This is a genomic window from Mesorhizobium sp. B2-3-10 (assembly GCF_006442275.1).
Taxonomy (GTDB): Bacteria; Pseudomonadota; Alphaproteobacteria; order Rhizobiales; family Rhizobiaceae; genus Mesorhizobium; species Mesorhizobium australicum.
Genome location: NZ_VFVT01000006.1, coordinates 282,962 through 302,250, shown reverse-complemented (window position 1 = coordinate 302,250; position 19,289 = coordinate 282,962). Strand labels below are relative to the sequence as shown.

The window sequence follows — 19,289 nt, the reverse complement described above, 5'->3', positions numbered from 1 at the left end:
AAGGCGAGAATGCCTTGTGGAAATGCAACAGAGGCGGTGGGAACACCGATATTGCAAATGTGGAAGTCTCTCGTCGCTGCCGTGGCCTTGCTCGCCGTGAGCGGCTCGGCCCATGCCGCTAGCGCGGTCAACAAGGACGCCGAGACGCGCACGCTGGTCGTGACCGAGGGCGGCAGCAAGACCGAGCTTGCGCTGGCTGGCGGTGAAACCGTCGAGTTCTGCCAGAGCGGCTGTTTTGTCACCTTGCCCAATGGCGACCTTGAAGCCCTGACCGGTTCGGAAACCGTCGAGATTTCAGGCGGCGTCGCCCGCATCAAGTAATCTCGGTGTGATGATTGGAAAGGCCGGGCGTTTGCTCGGCCTTTTATTGTTTCCGGTAGCTGTTGTTTAACAATGACGATGGAAATACCGCGGCGGCAGCCCTTTGCAACCGTACGTTTTAATGTTCGCTAGACGATCCCCGCTATACCAGCATCAAGACGCCGAAATACGGCGCTCAACGGGTTCGGGTTTCCGGATCAGACGCTGGCAGGGCAGGACGGGCATGGACGCGCGGTCGGACAGGAACGCAATACCGCTTGCGGTCGATCTCGACGGCACGCTGATCGCGACGGACCTTTTGTGGGAAGGATTGTTCATCCTCCTCAAGAAGAACCCACTCTATTTCTTCCTGGTGCCTTTCTGGGCGGCCGGCGGACCGGCGCGGCTGAAGCAGGCGATCGCCCAACGCATCGACATCGACCCCGCCTCGCTGCCCTATCGGGCACCCCTGCTCGACCGGCTCCGCACCGAGCACGCCGAGGGCCGCAAGCTCGTGCTGGCCACCGGCACGCCGCGCAAGTTCGCCGACGCCATTGCTGTCCATCTCGGCATTTTCGACCGGGTACTGGCCACCGAGGGTCTCGACAATCTCACTTCGGGAAAGAAGCGAGCCTCGCTCCTTGCGGCCTATGGCGATGCCGGTTTCGACTATGCCGGCAACAGCCGCCACGACCTCCAGGTCTTCGACGCGGCACGCAGCGCGATCGTGGTGGCGCCGGACCGTCATGCCGCGCGCTGGCAGGCGGCGCATGGCGCCGAAACGATGCCGGCGCCCAAGCCGACGTTGCGGACCATCGTCAAGATGCTGCGCGTGCACCAGTGGCTGAAGAATTCGCTGATCGCCGTGCCGATGATGCTGTCGCACGAATATTTCAATTCCAACATGATCTGGGAATGCCTGCTGGCGTTCATCTCGTTCAGTGCGGTGGCGTCGGCGATCTATATCCTCAATGATTTCTTCGACCTTGCGCTCGACCGCAAGCATCTGACCAAGCGCAACAGGCCGTTCGCCAGCGGTGCGCTGTCTATTCCGTTCGGCCTTGGCGCAATCGCGGTGCTGCTGGCGATCGGCATCGGCACCGGGCTGTTCCTGTCGCTTGAATTCCTGGCTGTGCTCGGCGGCTACATGGTCGTTACCACGGCCTATTCGCTGTCGTTCAAGCGCATGCTTCTGGTCGACGTGCTGACGCTTGCCGGCCTCTACACCATTCGTGTGCTGGCCGGCGCGGCCGCCACGGGCGTCGACGTCTCGTTCTGGCTGCTCGCCTTCTCGATCTTCTTCTTCCTGTCGCTGGCACTGGTGAAGCGCTTTGTCGAATTGCGCACCACAGCCATTCCGCCCGGCGAACGCATTGCCGGCCGCGGCTATCGCACCGAAGACCAGGAGATTGTCGCCCAGGCCGGCATGGCTTCGGCGTTCTCCTCGGCGCTGGTGCTGGCGCTCTACATGGACAGCGTCGCGGTGCGCGAACTCTATCCGCATCCCTGGCTGATCTGGCCGCTGGCGCCGATCGTGCTTTATCTCACCATGCGTGTCTGGATCCTGGCGCGCCGCGACGAAATGCACGATGACCCGGTCGTCTTCATCATTCGCGACTGGCGCAGCCAGATCGTGGTGGCGATCGGCGCGGTGCTGCTGGTCATCGGGGGCTGGTAGGCATGGCGGAACGCTTCCAGAGCTTTGGCCTTGCCACGCCGCCAGCGGCAAGGGCGATGCACGCCGATGACGCCATTGCGCTGCTGAAGGGCGGCCAGGCCAGGCAAGCGTCGCTGCTTGCCTATGGCAACGGCCGATCCTACGGCGATTCCTGCCAGAACCAGCTCGGCACCGTCATCGACATGCGGCCCCTGAACCGCATTCGCGGCTTCAACGCCGAGAGCGGTCTGCTCGAAGCGGATGCCGGGGTGCTGCTCGCGGATGTCATTGCACATGCCGCGCCTCATGGCTTCTTCCCGGCGGTGGTGCCCGGCACACAATTCGTCACGCTCGGCGGCGCCATTGCCAACGATGTCCATGGCAAGAACCATCACCGGCGCGGTACGTTCGGTTGCCATGTGGAAAGTTTCACGCTGCTTCGGTCGGATGGACACAGCTGTCGCTGCTCTGCGACCGACAATCCGCGCCTGTTTCGGGCGACCATCGGCGGCATGGGGCTCACCGGCCTGATCCTCTCGGCTTCGATCCGGCTGATGCGGATTCCGTCGCTCGATATCGTGGAAAAGACGACGCGGTTTCGCGACCTCCGCGAATATTTCGACCTTGCCGAAGCGGCGGACCAGGCCAATGAATATGCCGTCGCCTGGATCGACCAGCTCGCCGGTGGCCGCAACAGCGGACGGGGGCTGCTGTTTACCGGCTACCACGCCGAGCACGGGTCGCACGCGGCCGCGCGTGCGAGCGCGAAATTGTCCGTTCCGCTCCAGCCGCCTTTCAACGTGCTCAGCCGGCCGTTCCTGACCGCTTTCAACGCCGCCTACAGGTGGAAAAAGGGGCAGGCCAAGGCGCCGCGCAAGGTCGAATACCAGGGCTTCTTCTTCCCGCTCGACGGTGTGCGCGACTGGAACCGGCTCTATGGACCGAAGGGGTTGTTCCAGCATCAGAGCGTGGTCCCGGAAGAGGCCGCGCGCGCAATCGTGCCGGCACTGCTCACGGCGGCCAGGCAGGCCGGGCAGGGGTCGTTCCTCACCGTCTTGAAGCGCTTCGGTTCGATCCGCTCGCCGGCGCTGCTGTCGTTCCCTCGTCCGGGTTACACGCTGACGCTGGACTTCCCCAACAGGGGAGCGGCGACACTTGCCCTGCTCGGCGAACTCGACCGCATGACGATCGCGGCCGGGGGGGCGGTCAATCCTTACAAGGATGCGCGCATGAGTGCGGCAACCTTCGTCGCTTCGTTCCCAGAGTGGCCGAGGCTGGAAGCGCTGCGCGATCCCGCCTTCATGTCCGACTTCTGGGCGCGCACGGCCGGGATTGTCGACCTGCGGCGGCGCGATGCAGAGGCAGCCGAATAGGTAAACTTAGAATGAATCGTGGTTTACGAAAGTTTAACATCCAGATTTACCCAAAAATGTCTTGTGGGTTCACGAAATCTTTTCAGATTTGTATTACCTAATATCACGGGGTGGCGGGCTACATGAAATATATCGTCTTCATTTTGTTTACGGTCATGACAAATGCCGCTGCGCAGCTGATGCTGAAGCAAGGCATGATGTCGCTCGGACCGCTTTCATTCGAGGGCACCAATCCGCTGATCAAGCTGTTGCAGATCGTCTTCAGCCCCTGGGTCTTCCTTGGCCTGTGCACCTTCGTCATTTCGATGGCCTCGCACCTCTACGTGCTTTCCAAGGTCGAGCTTTCCTTCGCCTATCCGTTTCTGAGCCTGGCTTACGTCGCGGTCGCGATCTTTGCCTATTTCGTCTTCCGAGAAGACCTGAATGGCTGGCGCATCGCCGGCATTGCCTGCATCTGCGTCGGCACGGTGCTGATCGCGCAAAGTGGGCGAGGGCATGAAGATCAGAGCGCTTCCATCACGCCCGACAAGATACAAGCAAACGAGATCGTTCGATGAGACATGTGATTTTCGGGGGTGACGGCTTTGTTGGCCGTCACCTAGCGCCGAAGCTTGTGGCCGACGGTGAAGAGGTTGTCGTCGCCGACATCGTCAGGAGCGACCTTGCGCATTACCGCACTGTCCGCTTCATCAAGTGCGACGTCACCGACCAAGGCTCGGTTGCCGCGGTCGGGCTGAAGGCCGACGACATGGTCTACAATTTGTCGGCCAAGATGCTGTCGCCGATCCAGGTGCGGGCGAAGCGGCACGACTTCTTCTTTCCGGTCAATTTCCACGGCACCGAGCACATCCTGGAGGCCATGGACAAGGCTGGTGCCCACAGGCTCGTCCACTATACGACCGACATGATCTATGGTCACACCGTCACCCAGCCGATGACCGAGGAGCACCCGGTCGCGCCGCTCGGCGAATATGGCTGGTCGAAGCAGAAGACCGAGGAACTGGCCGGCGAATGGCGCAAGCGCGGCATGTCGATCTCGCTGTTTCGCCCGCGCCTGATCATCGGGCCCGGCCGCCTCGGCATCCTCGAAAAGCTGTTCAAGCTGATCGACTGGAACTTTCCAGTGCCGATGATCGGTTCGGGCCGCAACCCTTATCAGTTCATCTCGGTGTTCGACTGCGCGGAGGCGGCGCGCGCCGCGTGGAAGGCCGGTGTGCCCAACGAGGCTTATAATCTCGGGTCGCTCAATCCGCCGCCGGTGAAGAAATTGCTTGGCGACCTGATCCGGCATGCCGGCTCGAAGTCGATCCTGCTGCCTACCCCCGGCTGGGCGGTCAAGCGCACGCTCGACCTGCTCGACCTCTTCAACATGCCGATCATGGATCCGGAGCAATATCTGATCGCCGACGAGGACTGCGTGCTCGACGTGTCCAAGGCCGGGCGGCAGCTCGGCTGGGTGCCGCAATACCGCGACGAGGACATGCTGATCGCCGCCTACAGCGAATACCGCGCCAAGAAGGCCGGGCAAGCCGTCGCCACCAAACATGTGCCCGCCGAATAGGGGCGCGCCGAACAGTTTATTGCGCACGACGCCAGTCGCGGGCGCGAACAGGAGATTGAAATGACCGTCATGGCCAAGCCGGAACAGACGAATACGCGCACCCTGGTCAGCGCGCCGACACTGTCGCCCGCCACCATCGCCAAGCCCGACCTGATCGCCGTCGAGCAGGCCAAGGCGATGGATGTCGCGGGGATGACCGAGCTGTTCAAGGCGCATCTCAACCCCGGCCAGCTGCATTTCATGAAGCTGCTCGGCTTCCACAAGATCAAGATCGAACGTGCAGAGGGCATGTTCTACATCGACCAGAACGGCCGCAAGATCCTCGATTTCTTCGGCGGCTTCGGGTCGCTGGCCTTCGGCCACAACCATCCGCGCATTCTGGAAGTGCGCAAGAAATTCCAGGAGGAGAAGCGGCAGGAAATCGCCATCGCGTTCATGTCGCAATATGCCGCCGCGTTGGCGCACAACATCGCCAAATGTTCGCCTGGCGATCTCGACATGGTGTTTTTGGGCTCGTCGGGCTCGGAAGCGATGGAGGCGGCTGTGAAGCTTGCCGAGCGTGCCGCCGGCTCTAAGCGGTCGAAAATCGTCTATGCCGAGAATTCATTCCACGGCAAGACCAAGGGTGTGCTGGGCATCACCGACGGCCAGCTCTACCGCGCCGACTTCAGGATGGCCGACAATACCGTCCGCATTCCCTTTGCCGATATCGAGGCCGTCGAGCGCCTGTTCCGCTCCGATCCGGAGATCGGCGTCATCGTGCTGGAAACCATCCAGGGCGGCGGTGGCATCATCCAGGCGCCGACTGAATACTGGCAGAAGCTGCGGGCGCTGTGCGACCAGTATGGTGTGCTTTGGGTCGCCGACGAGGTGCAGTGCGGCTATGGCCGCTCGGGGCGCTTCTATGCCTTCGAGCATCATGGCGTCGTGCCCGATGTGACGGCACTGGCCAAATCGCTGGGTGCCGGCAAGGCCGCTGTCGGCGCGATGATTGCGCGCCGCGAAATCTACATGAAGGCCTACGGCACGCCGAAGACGGCGATGATCCATGCCATGGCCACTTTCGGTGGCATGGGCGAGGCGTGTGCCACGGCGATCGAGGGCATCAACGTGCTTTACGACGAGGGGCTGATCGACAACGCCGCCGTCACCGGCGAGTACCTGCTGCAGCGGCTGCAGGCACTCAGGGAAAAATACCCGAAGATCATCAAGGACGTGCGCGGCAAGGGTTTCATGGTCGGGCTGGAGTTTCACGACTTCTCGCAGACCTTGCCGATGGTGCTGCGCCCCATCGTTAGCGTGCTCGACGAGAAGCTGAAGGGTTCGCTGTCCGGTTTCGTCGGCGCGCTGCTGCTGCGCGACTACGACGTGCTCGTCGCCTTCACCGAATACAACCGCAACGTCATCCGGCTCGAGCCGCCGCTGATCTGCCAGCGCGAGCATGTCGATCGCTTCGTCGATGCCTTCGACAGTCTCTTGTCGCGCGGCATCGTGGCGATCGTGAAGGATTTCGTCAAAAGCCAAGTCCGTTGAGACGAACGTTCGCCGAGAAGACATGCTGACCAAGTCGCCCGCTCCGCAAAGTCCACTCGACCGGCTCGCCGAGGCCGGTCTGGCGTGGGGCGAGGGGACCTACGCGTGGCTGGCGGCTCCGATCGGTGCGGCTGCCTTCGCCCTCTATATGCTTTTGACGGCGTTCACGGCCTGGGTAATGCCCGACGCCAACTGGGACATGCTGCCCTATCTCGCCATGTCGGAGGAGAGCACCTACCCCGATGCGCAGGCACTGCATGACTATGCCTACAGCACCGTCAAATCGAGTGTCTCGGCGGCCGACTACAAGGCGCTGACGGACGATGGCGGCGGCTTCCGCAGCCACATGGCGCAGAACGCCGCCGATTTCCATTCGTTGCTCGGCATGTACCGGATCAAGTTCCTCTATGCCGAAATCCTGTCGACGCTGAGTTCCGTCATGTCGCCAGTCGAAGCGATGCGGCTGGTGCAGGTGTTTTCGGTCCTGCTGTTCGGCGCGATCACGCTGCTCTGGCTGCGCGGGGAAAAGGCACTGGCGTTGGCACCGGTGGTCGGCGCGGTGCTGATCATGGCCGATTTCGGCGACGCCGCGCGCGCTTCGACACCGGACCTGCTTACCTCGGCACTGCTGCTAGGCGGTCTCTTCGCTTATGTCCGAGGCCGCGAGGTGGCGACGGCGATCCTCCTCTTCCTCGCCTTCATGGTGCGGCCGGACAACATAGTTTTCCTCGCCGTTTTCGCTGTGCTGCTGGTCCTGTTCCGGCAGAAGGCCTGGGGCGTGCTGGTCGGCTTTGCCGCTTCGCTCGCCGCGTATTTTGCCATTTCGCACTGGGCCCATCATCCCGGCTGGTGGCCGCATCTGTGGTTTTCCAGCATCGGGCAGCACTACAATATGGACGGGTTTGAGCCGGCTTTTTCCGTCATCGCCTATCTCCGGGCGTTTGCCGCCTCGCTGCTGCGCGCCGTCAACCTGAACAGCTGGGTCGGGGTCTCGGTTCTGGCGCTGGCCGGGTGGTTTGCGGCCAACCGCTCCGGCTTCAGGCTCGGCCGCCGCGCGGGCATTCTGTTTGCTGCGCTGGTGCTCGGTGCGCTCGCCAAATTCAGCGTCTTCCCGATCCACGACACGCGCATTTATTTCCCGCATCTGATCCCGCCATTCCTGCTGCTGGCACCGCCCTTCATGGCGTTGTGGGCGGCGGTCACCGGCCAGCACCGCGCCGCCCTGCACGTCATACCAGGAGACAAATCATGAGTTCAGTTTCCAACCTGGCGCGCATTGCCCTGTCGCTCGGGCTTCCCGCCGGCCTGCTCGATCGCGGGCCGTCGCTGCGCGGCACCAAGTTCCTCGCCAAGGCGGCGCTGAAGGCACGCTTCAGTGATAGCGGCCGGCCATTCCAGATGGTCAATGTCGGCGCCTGCGATGGCGCGCTGTTCGATGACGTGACGCCTTGGCTGCACCGCATTCCGAAGGCCCGCGCCATGCTGGTCGAGCCGATCCCGTACAACCAGAAACGGCTGCGCGCCAATTACCCTGACACGGACCGCTTCGTCATCGAACCCGTCGCGGTAACGAGAACTAAAGGCACGATCACGGTCCACACCTTTGACGCTGCCGCACTCGAAGCCGGCACGCTGCCGATCGAGTTTATCGGCTGCTCGTCGGTGACCGACACCAACCTGATGTCGGGCAAGAATGCCTGGGGCGAGGCTGACGCCAATTTCAACAAGTTCGCGCCGCATCTGAAAGACATCGAGGTGCCGTCGGAGACCTTGCAGACATTGCTCGACCGCAACGGCATCACCCATATCGACGCCTTCCTCGTCGATTGTGAAGGCGCCGACTGGATCGTGTTCGAGCAGCTCGACCTCAAGCGCTATCGTCCCGGCATGATCAAGGTCGAGGTTGGTGCGCTGCCCGCGCCGGAGATCGGACAGGTCGTGGTCAAGCTGAAGACGGCGGGCTATCAGGTCGGCTTCCAGGCCGAGGACGTCTGGGCTTTCGCCTGACGGGTAGATGTTTTTCCTGATTTGGGGAGGGGTCGCGCGGCATCCGAGGCGTGTCGCAAACAGGCGGTAGCGCCGTCCCCGTCGCCTGCATATTGTGCGCCGATCAGACGGGCGCCGACGCCGCCCGCAACAGCATTCTGGAGTCGCGGGCAATGGCAGAGTTTCCGAAAAAGGCGAAGGTCGTCATCATTGGCCTCGGCGGCATTGTCGGCGCATCGATCGCCCATCATCTGATCGAGCGCGGCTGGGACGACATTGTCGGCATCGACAAATCAGGCATCCCGACCGATATCGGCTCGACCGCGCACGCTTCCGACTTTTGCTACACCACCAGCCACGATTTCCTGTCGTGCTGGACGACGCTCTATTCCATCGATTTCTACGAGAAGATGGGTCACTACGCGCGCGTCGGCGGCCTCGAGGTCGCCCGTGTCGGCGACGACGGCCGCATGGATGAGATCAAGCGAAAGATCGCCTCGGCCAAGGCGTTCGGCACACGCGCTCGCCTGATCGACCCCGTCGAGATCAAGAAAAAATTCCCGTTGATCGAACAGGATCTGGTGCAGGGCGGCCTGTGGGATCCGGATGCCGGCCTCGTTATTCCGCGCTCGCAGACCGTTGCCGGCAAGCTGGTCGACCAGGCGGAAGCCTCCGGCAAGCTCAAATCGTTCGCCAACACGCCGGCGAAGTCGCTCGTGGTCAAGGACGGCCGCATCAGTGCCGTGGTGACCGACCGCGGCACGATCGAGGCCGACTATGTCATCGTCTGCGCCGGCATCTGGGGCCGGCTGATCGCCGAGATGGTCGGCGAGGACCTGCCGGTCATGCCGATCGACCATCCGCTGACCTTCTTCGGCCCGTATACCGAGTTTGCCGGCACCGGCAAGGAGATCGGTTGGCCACTGCTGCGCGACCAGGGCAACTCGGCCTATATGCGCGACACCGGCGATCCCAAGACCGCCGAGGGCGGCCAGATCGAATGGGGTTACTACGAAGAGACCAATCCGCGCCTCTGCCATCCGCGCGACCTGCTGGAGAAGGACCAGGCACGGCTGTCGCCGTCGCAGCGTGATCTCGACATGGAGCAGATCCTGGCGCCGCTCGAGCGCGCCATGGAACTGACGCCGATCCTGGGCGAACTCGGCTATAACGAGAGCCATTCCTTCAACGGGCTGCTGCAGGTGACGGCCGATGGCGGCCCGTCCATGGGCGAGAGCCAGAAGGTGAGGGGCCTGTGGTACGCCGTCGCCATATGGGTCAAGGACGGCCCTGGCATGGGCAAGCTGATCGCCGACTGGATGACGGATGGCCGCACCGCGATCGACCACCACGCCATCGACTATGCGCGCTTCTATCCGCACCAGACCAAGGAACAATTCATCTGGGATCGCTGCACCGAGACGGCGATGAAGGTCTACAACCCGGCGGTGCATCCGCGCGAACCCTTCTCCAAGGCCCGCAACATCAGGCGCTCGCCGTTCTGGGAGCGTGAAAAGGAACTCGGCGGTTATTTCATGGAGCTGGGCGGCTGGGAGCGTGCGCATGGCTATGCCGCCAACGAGCATCTGCTTGAGAAGTATGGAAACCGCGTGCCGGTGCGCGAGAACGAATGGGACAACCGCCATTTCTGGCGCGTCTCCAACGCCGAGCATCTGGCGATGAGCGAGGATTGCGGTATCGTCAACCTCTCGCATTTCTCGATGTATGACATCGAAGGACCCGACCATGTCGCGCTGCTGGAATGGCTGTGCGCGGCCAAGATCGGCGGCGACAACAACATCGGCAAGGGCATCTACACCCACTTCCTCGATGAGCAAGGCATGGTGCGCGCCGACTTCACGGTGATCCGCATGGCCGACCGCTGTAGGCTGATCGACGGCGCCGACGCTGGGCCGCGCGACTACCAGTACATGCGCCGCACGGCTCAGGACAAAGGGTTCGACGTCACCATCACCGACGTGACCGAGAAGTACGTCACCATCGGCATCTGGGGGCCGAATGCCCGCACGACGTTGCAAAAGGTGGTCGAGAACCCGGATGGGCTTTCGCCGGAGAATTTTCCGTTCGCGGCGATCAAGCCGGTCCGGATCGGCGGCAAGGACGTTACGGCGTTCCGTATTTCCTATGTCGGCGAGCAGGGCTGGGAACTGCATATGCGCTACGAGGATGGTCTCGCCGTCTGGGACGCGCTGCGCTCGACCGGTGTCATGCCATTCGGCGTCGAGACCTACGCCAATACGCGCCGCATGGAGAAGAGCCTGCGGCTGCAGAACGCCGACCTCTTGACCGAGTATAATCTGCTGGAAGCCGATCTCGCCCGCCCGAAGGTCAAGGAGAACGATTTCTGCGGCAAGGCCAAGCACTTGGAGTATCGTGAGCGCGCGCACCAGCCGGCGATGCTATGCACGCTGGTGATGACCGAGAACAAGGATTCCAGGGGTGTCGCCCGCTATCCCGTCGGCATCATGCCGGTGATGGACCCCGAGAGCGGGGAAACACTGGTCGACGAACTCGGCCGCCGCTCCTTCACGACATCGGTCGCCTATGGCCCGACGATCGGCAAGAACATCGCGCTCGCCTATCTGCCCTGGGCCTATGCCCAGGAAGGCCGCAAGCTCAAGGTCGAGTATTTCGGCGAGACCTATCCGGTCGAGGTCGCCAGCGTCGGCTACAAGCCGCTTTACGACCCGGAGAATCTCAAGCCGCGGAGCTGAGCCTTCGCCAAGAATTTCGCGCGTGTTCGGATGAGCCCGGCCCAGGTCGGGCTTTTCTCTTTTTCAGCTGTCGATTCTGGCTTACCCTCGCGGCATGTCTGGTTTTGGCACTGCAAGACATCTGCTTTCGAGCGTCGTCGCGCTGGCGCTGACGCTCTGGCCGACGACAATGTCTCGCGCAGACGAGCCGGTCGATGTCGAACTGGTGCTGGCGGTGGACGTGTCGCTGTCGATGTCGGCCGACGAGCTCGAGATCCAGCGTCATGGCTACGCGGCGGCGCTGACGCACGACAATGTGCTGCAGGCGATTACCGATGGCGCCTATGGCAAGATCGCCGTCACCTACGTCGAATGGGCCGGCACCAACTGGCAAAGCGTCATCGTGCCGTGGACAGCGATCGCGACCCGGGCCGATGCGGAGCGGGTGGTGGCGCAATTGTCGGCTCAGCCGCCCAACAGCGCGCGGCGCACCTCGATCTCCGGCGCGCTGGAGTTCGGCAGCGACCTTTTCGCCGAAAGCGGCTACCAGGGAACCAAGCGCGTCATCGACATTTCGGGCGACGGGCCAAACAACCAGGGCGCGCCGGTCAATCTCGCCCGCGACGGGGTGGTCAGGCAAGGCATAGTCATCAACGGCCTGCCGCTGATGACCCGAGGCGGCTTTTCCGGCGTCTATGACGTCAACGATCTCGATCGCTACTACAGCGACTGCGTCATCGGCGGTCCCGGCGCCTTCATGATTCCGGTTAACGACTGGACGCAATTTCCCGAAGCCATCCGCCGCAAGCTGGTGCTGGAGCTTGCCGGCCCGGCGTCACTGCAATGGGCGGCGGAGGAGGCGGATCACCCGCCAGTGGTGCTGGCCCAGGACAAACCCGCCGCCGACTGCCAGGTCGGCGAGAAAATGTGGCGCAACCGCAACTGGATGCCCGACGCCAGATAGCGCTATCCCAAACCGGATTGCCGGCTGCTTTGCGCGCAAACACGGTCCTGTTGATTGACAAGCCCATCGGCCTCTGTGAACAATTTCCCGCAGAAAAACAAAAGGGGAACCGATATGAACAGAATAACCGTCCTTGCCGCGACATTGACACTTGCCACAGGCTTGTCCGCGCCGGCGATGGCCGCCACATCGCTCACCATCGGCATCAGCGGATGGACCGGATTCGCGCCGCTGACACTCGCCAAGCAGGCAGGGCTGTTCGAGAAGCATGGGCTCGATGTGACCTTGAAGAAGGTGCCGCAGGCCAGCCGTCCGCTCGCCATCGCCAGCGGCGACCTGCAATGCGCCGCCACCACGGTCGAGACGTGGCTGGTCTGGAACGCCAGCGGGGTGACCACCAAGCAGATTTTCCAGCTCGACAAATCCTATGGCGCCGACGGCATTGTGGTGCGCAACGACATCAAGACGGTCGCCGATCTCAAGGGCAAGACCGTCGCTTCCTCGGCGCCTGGAACGTCGCCCTACTTCCTGCTGGCCTGGGTGCTGAACAAGAACGGCATGTCGACCAAGGATGTCACGGTCGTCAATCTCGAACCCGACGCGGCGGCGCAAGCCTTCCTCGCCGGCCAGAACGATGCGGCCGTCACCTACGAGCCCTTCATCTCGGCCGTGCGCGACAAGGCCGACCAGGGGCATATCCTGGCGACCACGCTCGACTATCCGATGGTTCTCGACACGGTCGGCTGCACGCCCGAATTCCTCAAGGCCAATCCCGACGCCGCCAAGGCGCTTGCCGACAGCTATTTCGACGCCCTCGACATGATCAAGAAGGAGCCGCAGAAATCCTACGAGATCATGGGCGCCGACGTGAAACAGTCGGCCAAGGAATTCGAGGATTCGGCAAAGTACCTGAAATGGGCCGACAAGGCCGAGAACAAGCAGTTCTTCACCAAGGAATTCCAGGACTTTTCCAAGACCGCCGGCGATCTGCTGCTGCAAATGGGGCTGATCAAGGAGGCACCCGACGTCGCCACTCTGGCCGACACCGGCGCCGTGGCGAATTGACGGTTCAACCCTTGGGCACCGTGCGGTGGCGCAGAGCGCCGCCGCCTTGCCGCTGACAAAGGACGAAGATGCGCCCCTTGCATCCTGTCTCTCCGAGCCTGCGAACAGTGCTCGGTATCTCCTTCTTCGTGCTGTTCGTGGCCTTCTGGGCCTGGATCACGCTTGGCGGCCACGTCAACCGCATCTTCCTCGCCGATCCGCTGTCGATGCTGCGGGATGGCTGGCGGCTGCTGGTCGAGGATCGTTTCTGGCTCGACATACTGATCACCATCTGGCGGGTCTTCGGCGGCTTTGTACTGGCCTCGGTCGTCGCGGTGCCGCTCGGCATCGCCATGGGCGCCTGGAAGCCGGTGGAAGCGTTTCTGGAGCCCTTCGTCTCCTTCGCCCGCTATCTGCCGGCGTCGGCCTTCATTCCGCTGCTCATCCTTTGGGCCGGCATTGGCGAGCTGGAAAAACTGCTCGTCATCTTCGTCGGCTCGGTGTTCCAGATCATCCTGATCATTGCCGTCAAGGTTGGGGCCACGCGGCGCGACCTGGTCGAGGCCGCTTATACGCTGGGCTCGACCAACAATGGCATCGTCAGGCGGGTCATCATGCCGGCCAATGCGCCCGAGATCGCCGAGACGCTACGGCTGGTGCTCGGCTGGGCATGGACCTATGTCATCGTGGCCGAATTGATCGGCTCATCGTCGGGCATCGGTTACATGATCATCAACAGCCAGTCGCGGCTGGCGACCGGGCAGATCATCTTCGGCATCATCGTCATCGGCCTGATCGGGCTGTTGTCCGATTTTGCGTTCAAGGCGTTCAACCGCTGGCTCTTTCCATGGAGCCTGGCGTGAGCAAGCTTCTTATCGAGGGTGTCTCGCGAACCTTTGCCGGCGTGCGGGGTGGAGAACCCGTCAAGGCGCTGATGCCAATCGACCTGGCGGTGGCGGCCAACGACTTCATCACCGTTTTGGGACCGTCAGGTTGCGGAAAGTCGACACTGTTGAGGATCGTCGCCGGCTTGGAGGCGCCAAGCGAAGGCCGAGTTCTGCTGGACGGCAAGACGGTGACGCGGCCCGGGCCGGACCGCGGCATGGTCTTCCAGTCCTACACGCTGTTTCCATGGCTGACGGTCGCCGAAAACATCGGCTTCGGCCTGCGCGAACGGGGGATGGCCGAAAAGGAGCGGGACGACATTGTCGCTTCCTATGTCGATCTCGTCGGGCTGAAGGGGTTCGAGAAGCATTGGCCGAAACAGCTTTCAGGGGGCATGCAGCAGCGCACGGCGATTGCCCGGGCGCTAGCCAACGATCCCGAAATCCTGTTGCTGGACGAGCCGTTCGGGGCGCTGGACAACCAGACACGCGGGCTGATGCAGGAATTGCTGCTCGGCATATGGGAACGGCGCAAGAAAACGGTGCTGTTCGTCACTCACGACATTGAGGAGGCGATCTTCATGGCCTCGCGCGTGATCGTGATGACGGCGCGGCCCGGCCGCATCAAGTCGGATGTCTCCATCAACCTGCCGCATCCCAGGCACTACACGCTGAAGACCAGTCCCGAATTCTCGGCGTTGAAGGCGCGGCTGACCGAGGACATCCGCGTCGAGGCGATGCGGACGGCGCAAGTGCGGTCGGCCGAGACCTGATCGGGATCAGGCTGCCAGCAATTGCTTGCGGTCGACGCGTTCCTGCTGCGGCGAGCGGGCGTAGAGCTCGCGGTAACATTTCGAGAAATGCGAGGCCGAGACGAAGCCGCAGGCGACCGCCACCTCGACCACCGGCAGCGACGATTGGATCAAGAGATGCCGGGCGCGGTCGAGGCGGATTTCGAGGTAGTAACGGGCAGGCGACCGTCCCATCTCGGTGCGGAACAGGCGCTCGATCTGGCGACGCGACAGGTCGACATGGTCGGCGATCTCGATCAGCGACAGCGGCTCGGACAGATTGGCCTCCATCAGCTCGATGATGGTCAGCACTTTCGAGTTCTGCACGCCGAGGCGGGCGCGCAGCGGCAGGCGCTGGCGGTCGGTCGGACTGCGCACACGATCGGTCAGCACCTGCTCGCACACGCGGTTGACGAGGTTCTCGTCGAAATCGTCGCCGATCAGCTTCAGCATCATGTCAAGCGCGGCGGTGCCGCCGGCGCAGGTGTAGATGTTCTGGTCGATCTCGAACAGGTCGGCAAAGACATTGGCCTTCGGGAACGCTTCGGAAAAACCGGGCAGGTTTTCCCAATGGATGGCACAGCGCTTGTTGGACAGGAGCCCGGCGGCGGCGAGGATATGTGCACCGGTGCACAGGCCGCCGACGGCGACGCCGCGATTGTATTCCTCGCGCAGCCAGGCAAAGGCGGACTTGTTCTGGTAGCGCTCGACATTGGTGCCGCTGCAGACGATGGCCATATTCGGGCGATCCGGCCCCGCCATCTTCTTGCGTTCCTCCTCCAGCGAGGTGTTGACCGCACACTCGACGCCGTTCGAGGCGCGCACCGGCTTGCCGTCGATGCTGGCGAGGCGCCAGCGATAGGCCTCGTAGCCGAGCATCCGATTGGCCGAGCGCAGCGGGTCGAGCGCTGTCGCAAAAGCGATCATGGTGAAATCGGGGATAAGGAAGAACACAAACGATCGCTTGATCGGATGCTTGACGGCGTTCACGGGGAACCTCATCTGGCCATGACGCGAACAGGATGTCGCGAATAGCATAGCGTCATCAGGAAAAACCATTCCTGTCAATCGTCTAGACGGCTTTGGGAAGATTAAATTTGCGACATGGGTCGCAAATGGGCAATCGCCGCGCGGTGCTGCTCGAACCAGGCCACCGTCAGGTTGTGAAAGGCGATGGAAGCGCAACAAAATAAACGCCGCCTCGGCGGACCGAGGCGGCGGCAGTCAACCCTGAAGCCGCGGCAGGGGCGCGGCTCTGGAGGTGTCTTGTATTTTCGATTTCTACGCAGTTCCGGCCGGGAAAATACGGTTTTCCTGGAACCGCGCTCGTTCAGGCGACGAAGCCGAGACGTGCCGCGGCCATGGCGCCGGTCTGGCCGGGCATGGTGTTGGCAAGACGCTGACGCTCGAGAGCGGTGGTCAGGTTCATTTCGCGGCGGGCGAAGAGGCGGGCAAAAAGCTTCATGATCATCTCCAATCGGTTGCTCGCGCATTGGCCCGAAAATCGAATTGATTTTCGGAAAGCACGATGCGCAGACTCAAAGTGTTAGAGCGTACTTTGTGCGTCCAATAGGACGCACGTCGCTCTAAACGGGTCGCCTTCGCTTGATGGAGTGGGGCAGCTCGTTTGCTGACGGTGATATAGGCTTGTGTGAGCAGGAACTAAATCGCAAAAGCGAAGCGCTTGATATGAAAAGCGACACCGGATGCGACATATTTTGGCAAGCTACGAGCAATATGCCTAGGATTTATGAATATTTACAGGAAGTTAATCAAAAAATCGAGCTGCTATGCGGCTTGCTCATATGCGCCATGCAGCGGCGGCATGGCTCATGAATTCGTTTGAATACAAATAAAATAGGAGAAGGCCTGCCGGGCGGGCTGCGCGGCAGGCCTTCAGCACGGGGTACACACGATTTACTTTGCTCCAGCCCAGGATCCGACGCCGCTGCGAATGCCGGTCTTGGCGTCGGAAGCTTCCGGCCAGCCGATATCCTTCTGCAGCTCGATCGGCAGTGAACGGATGGCGCGTTCGGTCTGGTAGCGGGCGCGGGCCGCGTTGAATTCGGTCGCGATGCGGCCGAGGGACGATAGGATAAACATTTCGATCTCCTTTGCTACGGCACGGCAGGCGCCGGCAATGCGTTACGTCAGGTCTGTTTCAGCTTCATTTCACGTCGAATGCAGGTCTGCGCCGTGGTCGTTTCGTGGCCGCTTTTGGCAGCATGCTGCTTCGATGGAGTTGACTATGCTCCCGGTCTGATGTTCAATCAAACGAAATGGAATGATGTTTTGTATCAGAAAAATTGAAGGTCGATCGTCATGAACGCCCCACTCAATCACCCGCTGCCGCTGCTCGACCTCGACGTTTTGCGCACCTTCGTGGCGATTGCCGAGACCGGCAGCTTCACCACCGCGGCCAATGCGGTGTTTCGGACGCCGTCGGCCGTCTCCATGCAGATCAAGAAGCTGGAGGATATTCTCGGCCGCTCGGTGTTCGCGCGCGACGCGCGTTCGGTGACGCTGACCACGGACGGCGAAATGCTGCTCGGCTATGCCCGGCGGCTTTTGTCGATCAACCGCGAGGTGGTGTCGAAGTTCATCATCCCCGATATTGTCGGGGTGGTGCGGCTCGGCTCACCTGACGACTATGGCGAGCGCGTGCTGCCGCATGTGTTGAAGCGTTTCGCGCAGTCGCATCCCTCGATCGCCGTCGACGTCACCATCGACCAGAGCAGCAATCTGCGCCGGCGCATGGATGACCGGGCGCTCGACATCACGCTGTTGACCAATTCGTACAAGACCAGCGCGCTCGGTGCCGAGGTGCTGTTGACCGAGCCGATCGTGTGGGCCGGCGCCAAGGGCGGCTGCGCGCATCTGCGCGAACCGCTGCCGGTTTCGCTTTGGGAAGAGGGCTGTGCCTGGCGGGCCGGCGCGCTCGAGGCATTGGGCCGCGAGGGCCGCAACTATCGCGTCGCTTATATGAGTGCCCATACCGCAGGCCAGCGCGCCGCGATCATGGCCGACCTCGCGGTCGCGCCGCTGCCGAGATCGTTCCTGGGCAACGACATGGTCGAACTCTGCCCTAAGGACGGAATGCCCGATATCGGCACTTACAATCTTGCCATGGTGGTGGCGCCGGACGCCAGCGCGCCGGTCAAGGCCGTCGCCGACCACATCCGCGCGACCTTCGAAGTGTTCAGGGAAACCGGCAAGTTCTGATCGATGTCGTGGGGCCGAGTTTCAGTGCTCGGCGATCTCGTCACGTTCGCCGAGCCGATTGATCGTCTGGCCGAAATGGTTGGTGTGCTGGGATGAAGCCTTGGTCGACGACTTGACCGTTTCCCTTTCAGCCCGAGTGTAGGCGTCGTCGGTGAGAAACGCGACGATGTGCTGACGCGCGCGCCGCGCTTCCGGCATGTCAATCAGCGGCCAGACGTGGAACATGCCTTCCTCGTAGATCAGCTCCACCTCGACACCGGCGGCGCTGGCTTTTTGTGCAAAGATGAGATTGTCGGGCGTGAGAAGATCGCGGGAGCCCGTCAGGAGCAGTGTCTTCGGCAATACCGACAGATCGCCATAGACCGGGCTGATACGCCAGTCTGTCGGATCCAATCCGGCACTATAGAGCCGGATTGCCTCACGCCCGCCGGCGATGCCCAACCATGGATCATTCCGCTCCGCCTCAAACACTTCGGGGTTCGCGAGCGAGACGTCGAGGCCGGGTGAAATCAGCACATGGCGCGACGGCACCGGCAAACCCTCGTCCGCCGCCATCATGGTCAGCACCACGGCCATGTTGCCGCCGGCGGAATCGCCCATGAAGACGATATCTTCCGCCTCTGTCTCATCGAGCATCTGGCGGTAGACAGCGCCGACCATGCCGAACATGGCGTGGAAATCGTGTTCCGGGGCGATAGGGTAGATCGGCACGGTGATGCCGTAGCCCAGCCGGTCGGCCATGTCGGCGATCAGATACCAGTGATAGGGCGTGATCTCAAAGACATAAGCGCCGCCATGCAGGTAGAGTATCCGCTTGTGCTCTCCGGCCTTGGGGGCGATTTCGTAGACCGGAAAACCGTCCACGCTGCGCGTCTGGATTTCGAAACGCTGATGCAGCGCGGCCGGCGGATGATGATCCTCCGTCTTGCGCGCGGCGGCGATCCAGCGCTGCAGGTTTTCCGGGCTGGAAAAGGCTTGCTTGCGGCTGTGCCTGAGCACGAAGGACACAACGTGGCTTTTCAAACTTGGCATGCGAATACACGAACTTCGGCTGCAGCCGACTAAGAGAACTCCCCCTTGTAACGAAGATCGTGCCTTGGCCGAGAATGTCAAGATTTACGGCGTGCCCACACGCTGGTGTGATCCGCGCGTCGTCGGCGCCGCGGCAAAAGTGCCGTGCGCAATCGGTTGCTGGTGGCCATCGGGGATGTGTGGGATCCCCGGTGGACGCCGAGCAATTTGTATTTGTCGGCGAACGTC

18 protein-coding genes are annotated in these 19,289 nt (G+C 62.2%); 14 read left to right on the top strand and 4 right to left on the bottom strand.

Annotated elements, in window-relative coordinates; all coding sequences use genetic code 11:
* The first annotated feature begins 57 nt into the window (after positions 1 to 57).
* The 13 genes from FJ943_RS19565 (at position 58) to FJ943_RS19505 (ending at position 14,789) form a co-directional block, all read left to right on the top strand.
* The gene (locus tag FJ943_RS19565; RefSeq protein WP_015317401.1) at positions 58 to 321 is read left to right on the top strand and encodes a hypothetical protein; all 264 of its coding nucleotides are present in this window, start codon (positions 58 to 60) and stop codon (positions 319 to 321) included.
* 223 nt (positions 322 to 544) lie between these two features.
* Positions 545 to 1,978 carry a UbiA family prenyltransferase gene (locus tag FJ943_RS19560; protein ID WP_140723939.1) on the top strand — a complete coding sequence of 478 codons (1,434 nt, stop codon included), beginning with the start codon at positions 545 to 547 and terminating at the stop codon, positions 1,976 to 1,978.
* A gap of 2 nt (positions 1,979 to 1,980) precedes the next feature.
* Positions 1,981 to 3,330: an FAD-binding oxidoreductase gene (locus tag FJ943_RS19555; protein WP_140723936.1), complete on the top strand. Its 1,350-nt coding sequence runs from the start codon at positions 1,981 to 1,983 to the stop codon at positions 3,328 to 3,330.
* A gap of 122 nt (positions 3,331 to 3,452) precedes the next feature.
* Positions 3,453 to 3,887: an EamA family transporter gene (locus FJ943_RS19550; RefSeq protein ID WP_140723933.1), complete on the top strand. Its 435-nt coding sequence runs from the start codon at positions 3,453 to 3,455 to the stop codon at positions 3,885 to 3,887.
* Entirely contained in the window at positions 3,884 to 4,891 is a 1,008-nt protein-coding gene (locus tag FJ943_RS19545) for an NAD(P)-dependent oxidoreductase (protein ID WP_140714820.1), read from the top strand. The genes FJ943_RS19550 and FJ943_RS19545 overlap by 4 nt, the downstream gene beginning before the upstream one ends.
* 69 nt (positions 4,892 to 4,960) lie before the next feature.
* A complete protein-coding gene (locus tag FJ943_RS19540; RefSeq protein WP_181174591.1) occupies positions 4,961 to 6,424 on the top strand; it encodes an aspartate aminotransferase family protein in 1,464 nt (487 codons plus the stop codon).
* Between the two features lie 22 nt (positions 6,425 to 6,446).
* Positions 6,447 to 7,676, top strand: coding sequence for a hypothetical protein (locus tag FJ943_RS19535; protein WP_140723927.1), 1,230 nt, complete (start codon positions 6,447 to 6,449; stop codon positions 7,674 to 7,676).
* Complete coding sequence (locus tag FJ943_RS19530) at positions 7,673 to 8,431, top strand: FkbM family methyltransferase (protein ID WP_015317408.1); 759 nt, start codon at positions 7,673 to 7,675, stop codon at positions 8,429 to 8,431. The genes FJ943_RS19535 and FJ943_RS19530 overlap by 4 nt, the downstream gene beginning before the upstream one ends.
* 152 nt (positions 8,432 to 8,583) lie before the next feature.
* Positions 8,584 to 11,145 carry an FAD-dependent oxidoreductase gene (locus FJ943_RS19525; protein WP_140723925.1) on the top strand — a complete coding sequence of 854 codons (2,562 nt, stop codon included), beginning with the start codon at positions 8,584 to 8,586 and terminating at the stop codon, positions 11,143 to 11,145.
* 94 nt (positions 11,146 to 11,239) lie between these two features.
* Positions 11,240 to 12,088, top strand: coding sequence for a DUF1194 domain-containing protein (locus FJ943_RS19520; RefSeq protein WP_140723922.1), 849 nt, complete (start codon positions 11,240 to 11,242; stop codon positions 12,086 to 12,088).
* A gap of 114 nt (positions 12,089 to 12,202) precedes the next feature.
* Positions 12,203 to 13,153, top strand: coding sequence for an ABC transporter substrate-binding protein (locus FJ943_RS19515; protein ID WP_140723919.1), 951 nt, complete (start codon positions 12,203 to 12,205; stop codon positions 13,151 to 13,153).
* A gap of 68 nt (positions 13,154 to 13,221) precedes the next feature.
* Positions 13,222 to 13,995, top strand: a complete 774-nt coding sequence (locus FJ943_RS19510; protein ID WP_015317412.1) for an ABC transporter permease — start codon at positions 13,222 to 13,224, stop codon at positions 13,993 to 13,995.
* Positions 13,992 to 14,789, top strand: a complete 798-nt coding sequence (locus FJ943_RS19505) for an ABC transporter ATP-binding protein (RefSeq protein WP_140723916.1) — start codon at positions 13,992 to 13,994, stop codon at positions 14,787 to 14,789. The genes FJ943_RS19510 and FJ943_RS19505 overlap by 4 nt, the downstream gene beginning before the upstream one ends.
* Before the next feature lie 6 nt (positions 14,790 to 14,795).
* Here the strand turns inward: FJ943_RS19505 and FJ943_RS19500 are convergent, their stop codons facing one another.
* The 3 genes from FJ943_RS19500 to FJ943_RS19485 all read right to left on the bottom strand — a co-directional run bounded on the left by FJ943_RS19500 (position 14,796) and on the right by FJ943_RS19485 (position 16,910).
* On the bottom strand, positions 14,796 to 15,809 hold the full coding sequence (locus tag FJ943_RS19500; RefSeq protein ID WP_263484891.1) for a GlxA family transcriptional regulator: 1,014 nt from the start codon (positions 15,807 to 15,809) through the stop codon (positions 14,796 to 14,798).
* 328 nt (positions 15,810 to 16,137) lie between these two features.
* Positions 16,138 to 16,272 carry a hypothetical protein gene (locus tag FJ943_RS30175; RefSeq protein ID WP_013894968.1) on the bottom strand — a complete coding sequence of 45 codons (135 nt, stop codon included), beginning with the start codon at positions 16,270 to 16,272 and terminating at the stop codon, positions 16,138 to 16,140.
* 452 nt (positions 16,273 to 16,724) lie between these two features.
* Positions 16,725 to 16,910, bottom strand: a complete 186-nt coding sequence (locus tag FJ943_RS19485) for a hypothetical protein (protein ID WP_140723913.1) — start codon at positions 16,908 to 16,910, stop codon at positions 16,725 to 16,727.
* Positions 16,911 to 17,129: 219 nt separating this feature from the next.
* Here FJ943_RS19485 and FJ943_RS19480 point away from each other — a divergent pair, with 219 nt between their 5' ends.
* A complete protein-coding gene (locus FJ943_RS19480; protein ID WP_015317416.1) occupies positions 17,130 to 18,029 on the top strand; it encodes a LysR substrate-binding domain-containing protein in 900 nt (299 codons plus the stop codon).
* 21 nt (positions 18,030 to 18,050) lie between these two features.
* Here the strand turns inward: FJ943_RS19480 and FJ943_RS19475 are convergent, their stop codons facing one another.
* Complete coding sequence (locus FJ943_RS19475; RefSeq protein WP_015317417.1) at positions 18,051 to 19,061, bottom strand: alpha/beta hydrolase; 1,011 nt, start codon at positions 19,059 to 19,061, stop codon at positions 18,051 to 18,053.
* Between the last annotated feature and the right edge of the window lie 228 nt (positions 19,062 to 19,289).

Bases quoted from the DNA above. Each gene is read 5' to 3' on its own strand.
- FJ943_RS19565 (WP_015317401.1), top strand. From the start codon at position 58: ATGTGGAAGTCTCTCGTCGCTGCCGTGGCCTTGCTCGCCGTGAGCGGC.
- FJ943_RS19560 (WP_140723939.1), top strand. From the start codon at position 545: ATGGACGCGCGGTCGGACAGGAACGCAATACCGCTTGCGGTCGATCTC.
- FJ943_RS19555 (WP_140723936.1), top strand. From the start codon at position 1,981: ATGGCGGAACGCTTCCAGAGCTTTGGCCTTGCCACGCCGCCAGCGGCA.
- FJ943_RS19550 (WP_140723933.1), top strand. From the start codon at position 3,453: ATGAAATATATCGTCTTCATTTTGTTTACGGTCATGACAAATGCCGCT.
- FJ943_RS19545 (WP_140714820.1), top strand. From the start codon at position 3,884: ATGAGACATGTGATTTTCGGGGGTGACGGCTTTGTTGGCCGTCACCTA.
- FJ943_RS19540 (WP_181174591.1), top strand. From the start codon at position 4,961: ATGGCCAAGCCGGAACAGACGAATACGCGCACCCTGGTCAGCGCGCCG.
- FJ943_RS19535 (WP_140723927.1), top strand. From the start codon at position 6,447: ATGCTGACCAAGTCGCCCGCTCCGCAAAGTCCACTCGACCGGCTCGCC.
- FJ943_RS19530 (WP_015317408.1), top strand. From the start codon at position 7,673: ATGAGTTCAGTTTCCAACCTGGCGCGCATTGCCCTGTCGCTCGGGCTT.
- FJ943_RS19525 (WP_140723925.1), top strand. From the start codon at position 8,584: ATGGCAGAGTTTCCGAAAAAGGCGAAGGTCGTCATCATTGGCCTCGGC.
- FJ943_RS19520 (WP_140723922.1), top strand. From the start codon at position 11,240: ATGTCTGGTTTTGGCACTGCAAGACATCTGCTTTCGAGCGTCGTCGCG.
- FJ943_RS19515 (WP_140723919.1), top strand. From the start codon at position 12,203: ATGAACAGAATAACCGTCCTTGCCGCGACATTGACACTTGCCACAGGC.
- FJ943_RS19510 (WP_015317412.1), top strand. From the start codon at position 13,222: ATGCGCCCCTTGCATCCTGTCTCTCCGAGCCTGCGAACAGTGCTCGGT.
- FJ943_RS19500 (WP_263484891.1), bottom strand. From the start codon at position 15,809: ATGAGGTTCCCCGTGAACGCCGTCAAGCATCCGATCAAGCGATCGTTT.
- FJ943_RS30175 (WP_013894968.1), bottom strand. From the start codon at position 16,272: ATGAAGCTTTTTGCCCGCCTCTTCGCCCGCCGCGAAATGAACCTGACC.
- FJ943_RS19485 (WP_140723913.1), bottom strand. From the start codon at position 16,910: ATGTTTATCCTATCGTCCCTCGGCCGCATCGCGACCGAATTCAACGCG.
- FJ943_RS19480 (WP_015317416.1), top strand. From the start codon at position 17,130: ATGAACGCCCCACTCAATCACCCGCTGCCGCTGCTCGACCTCGACGTT.
- FJ943_RS19475 (WP_015317417.1), bottom strand. From the start codon at position 19,061: ATGCCAAGTTTGAAAAGCCACGTTGTGTCCTTCGTGCTCAGGCACAGC.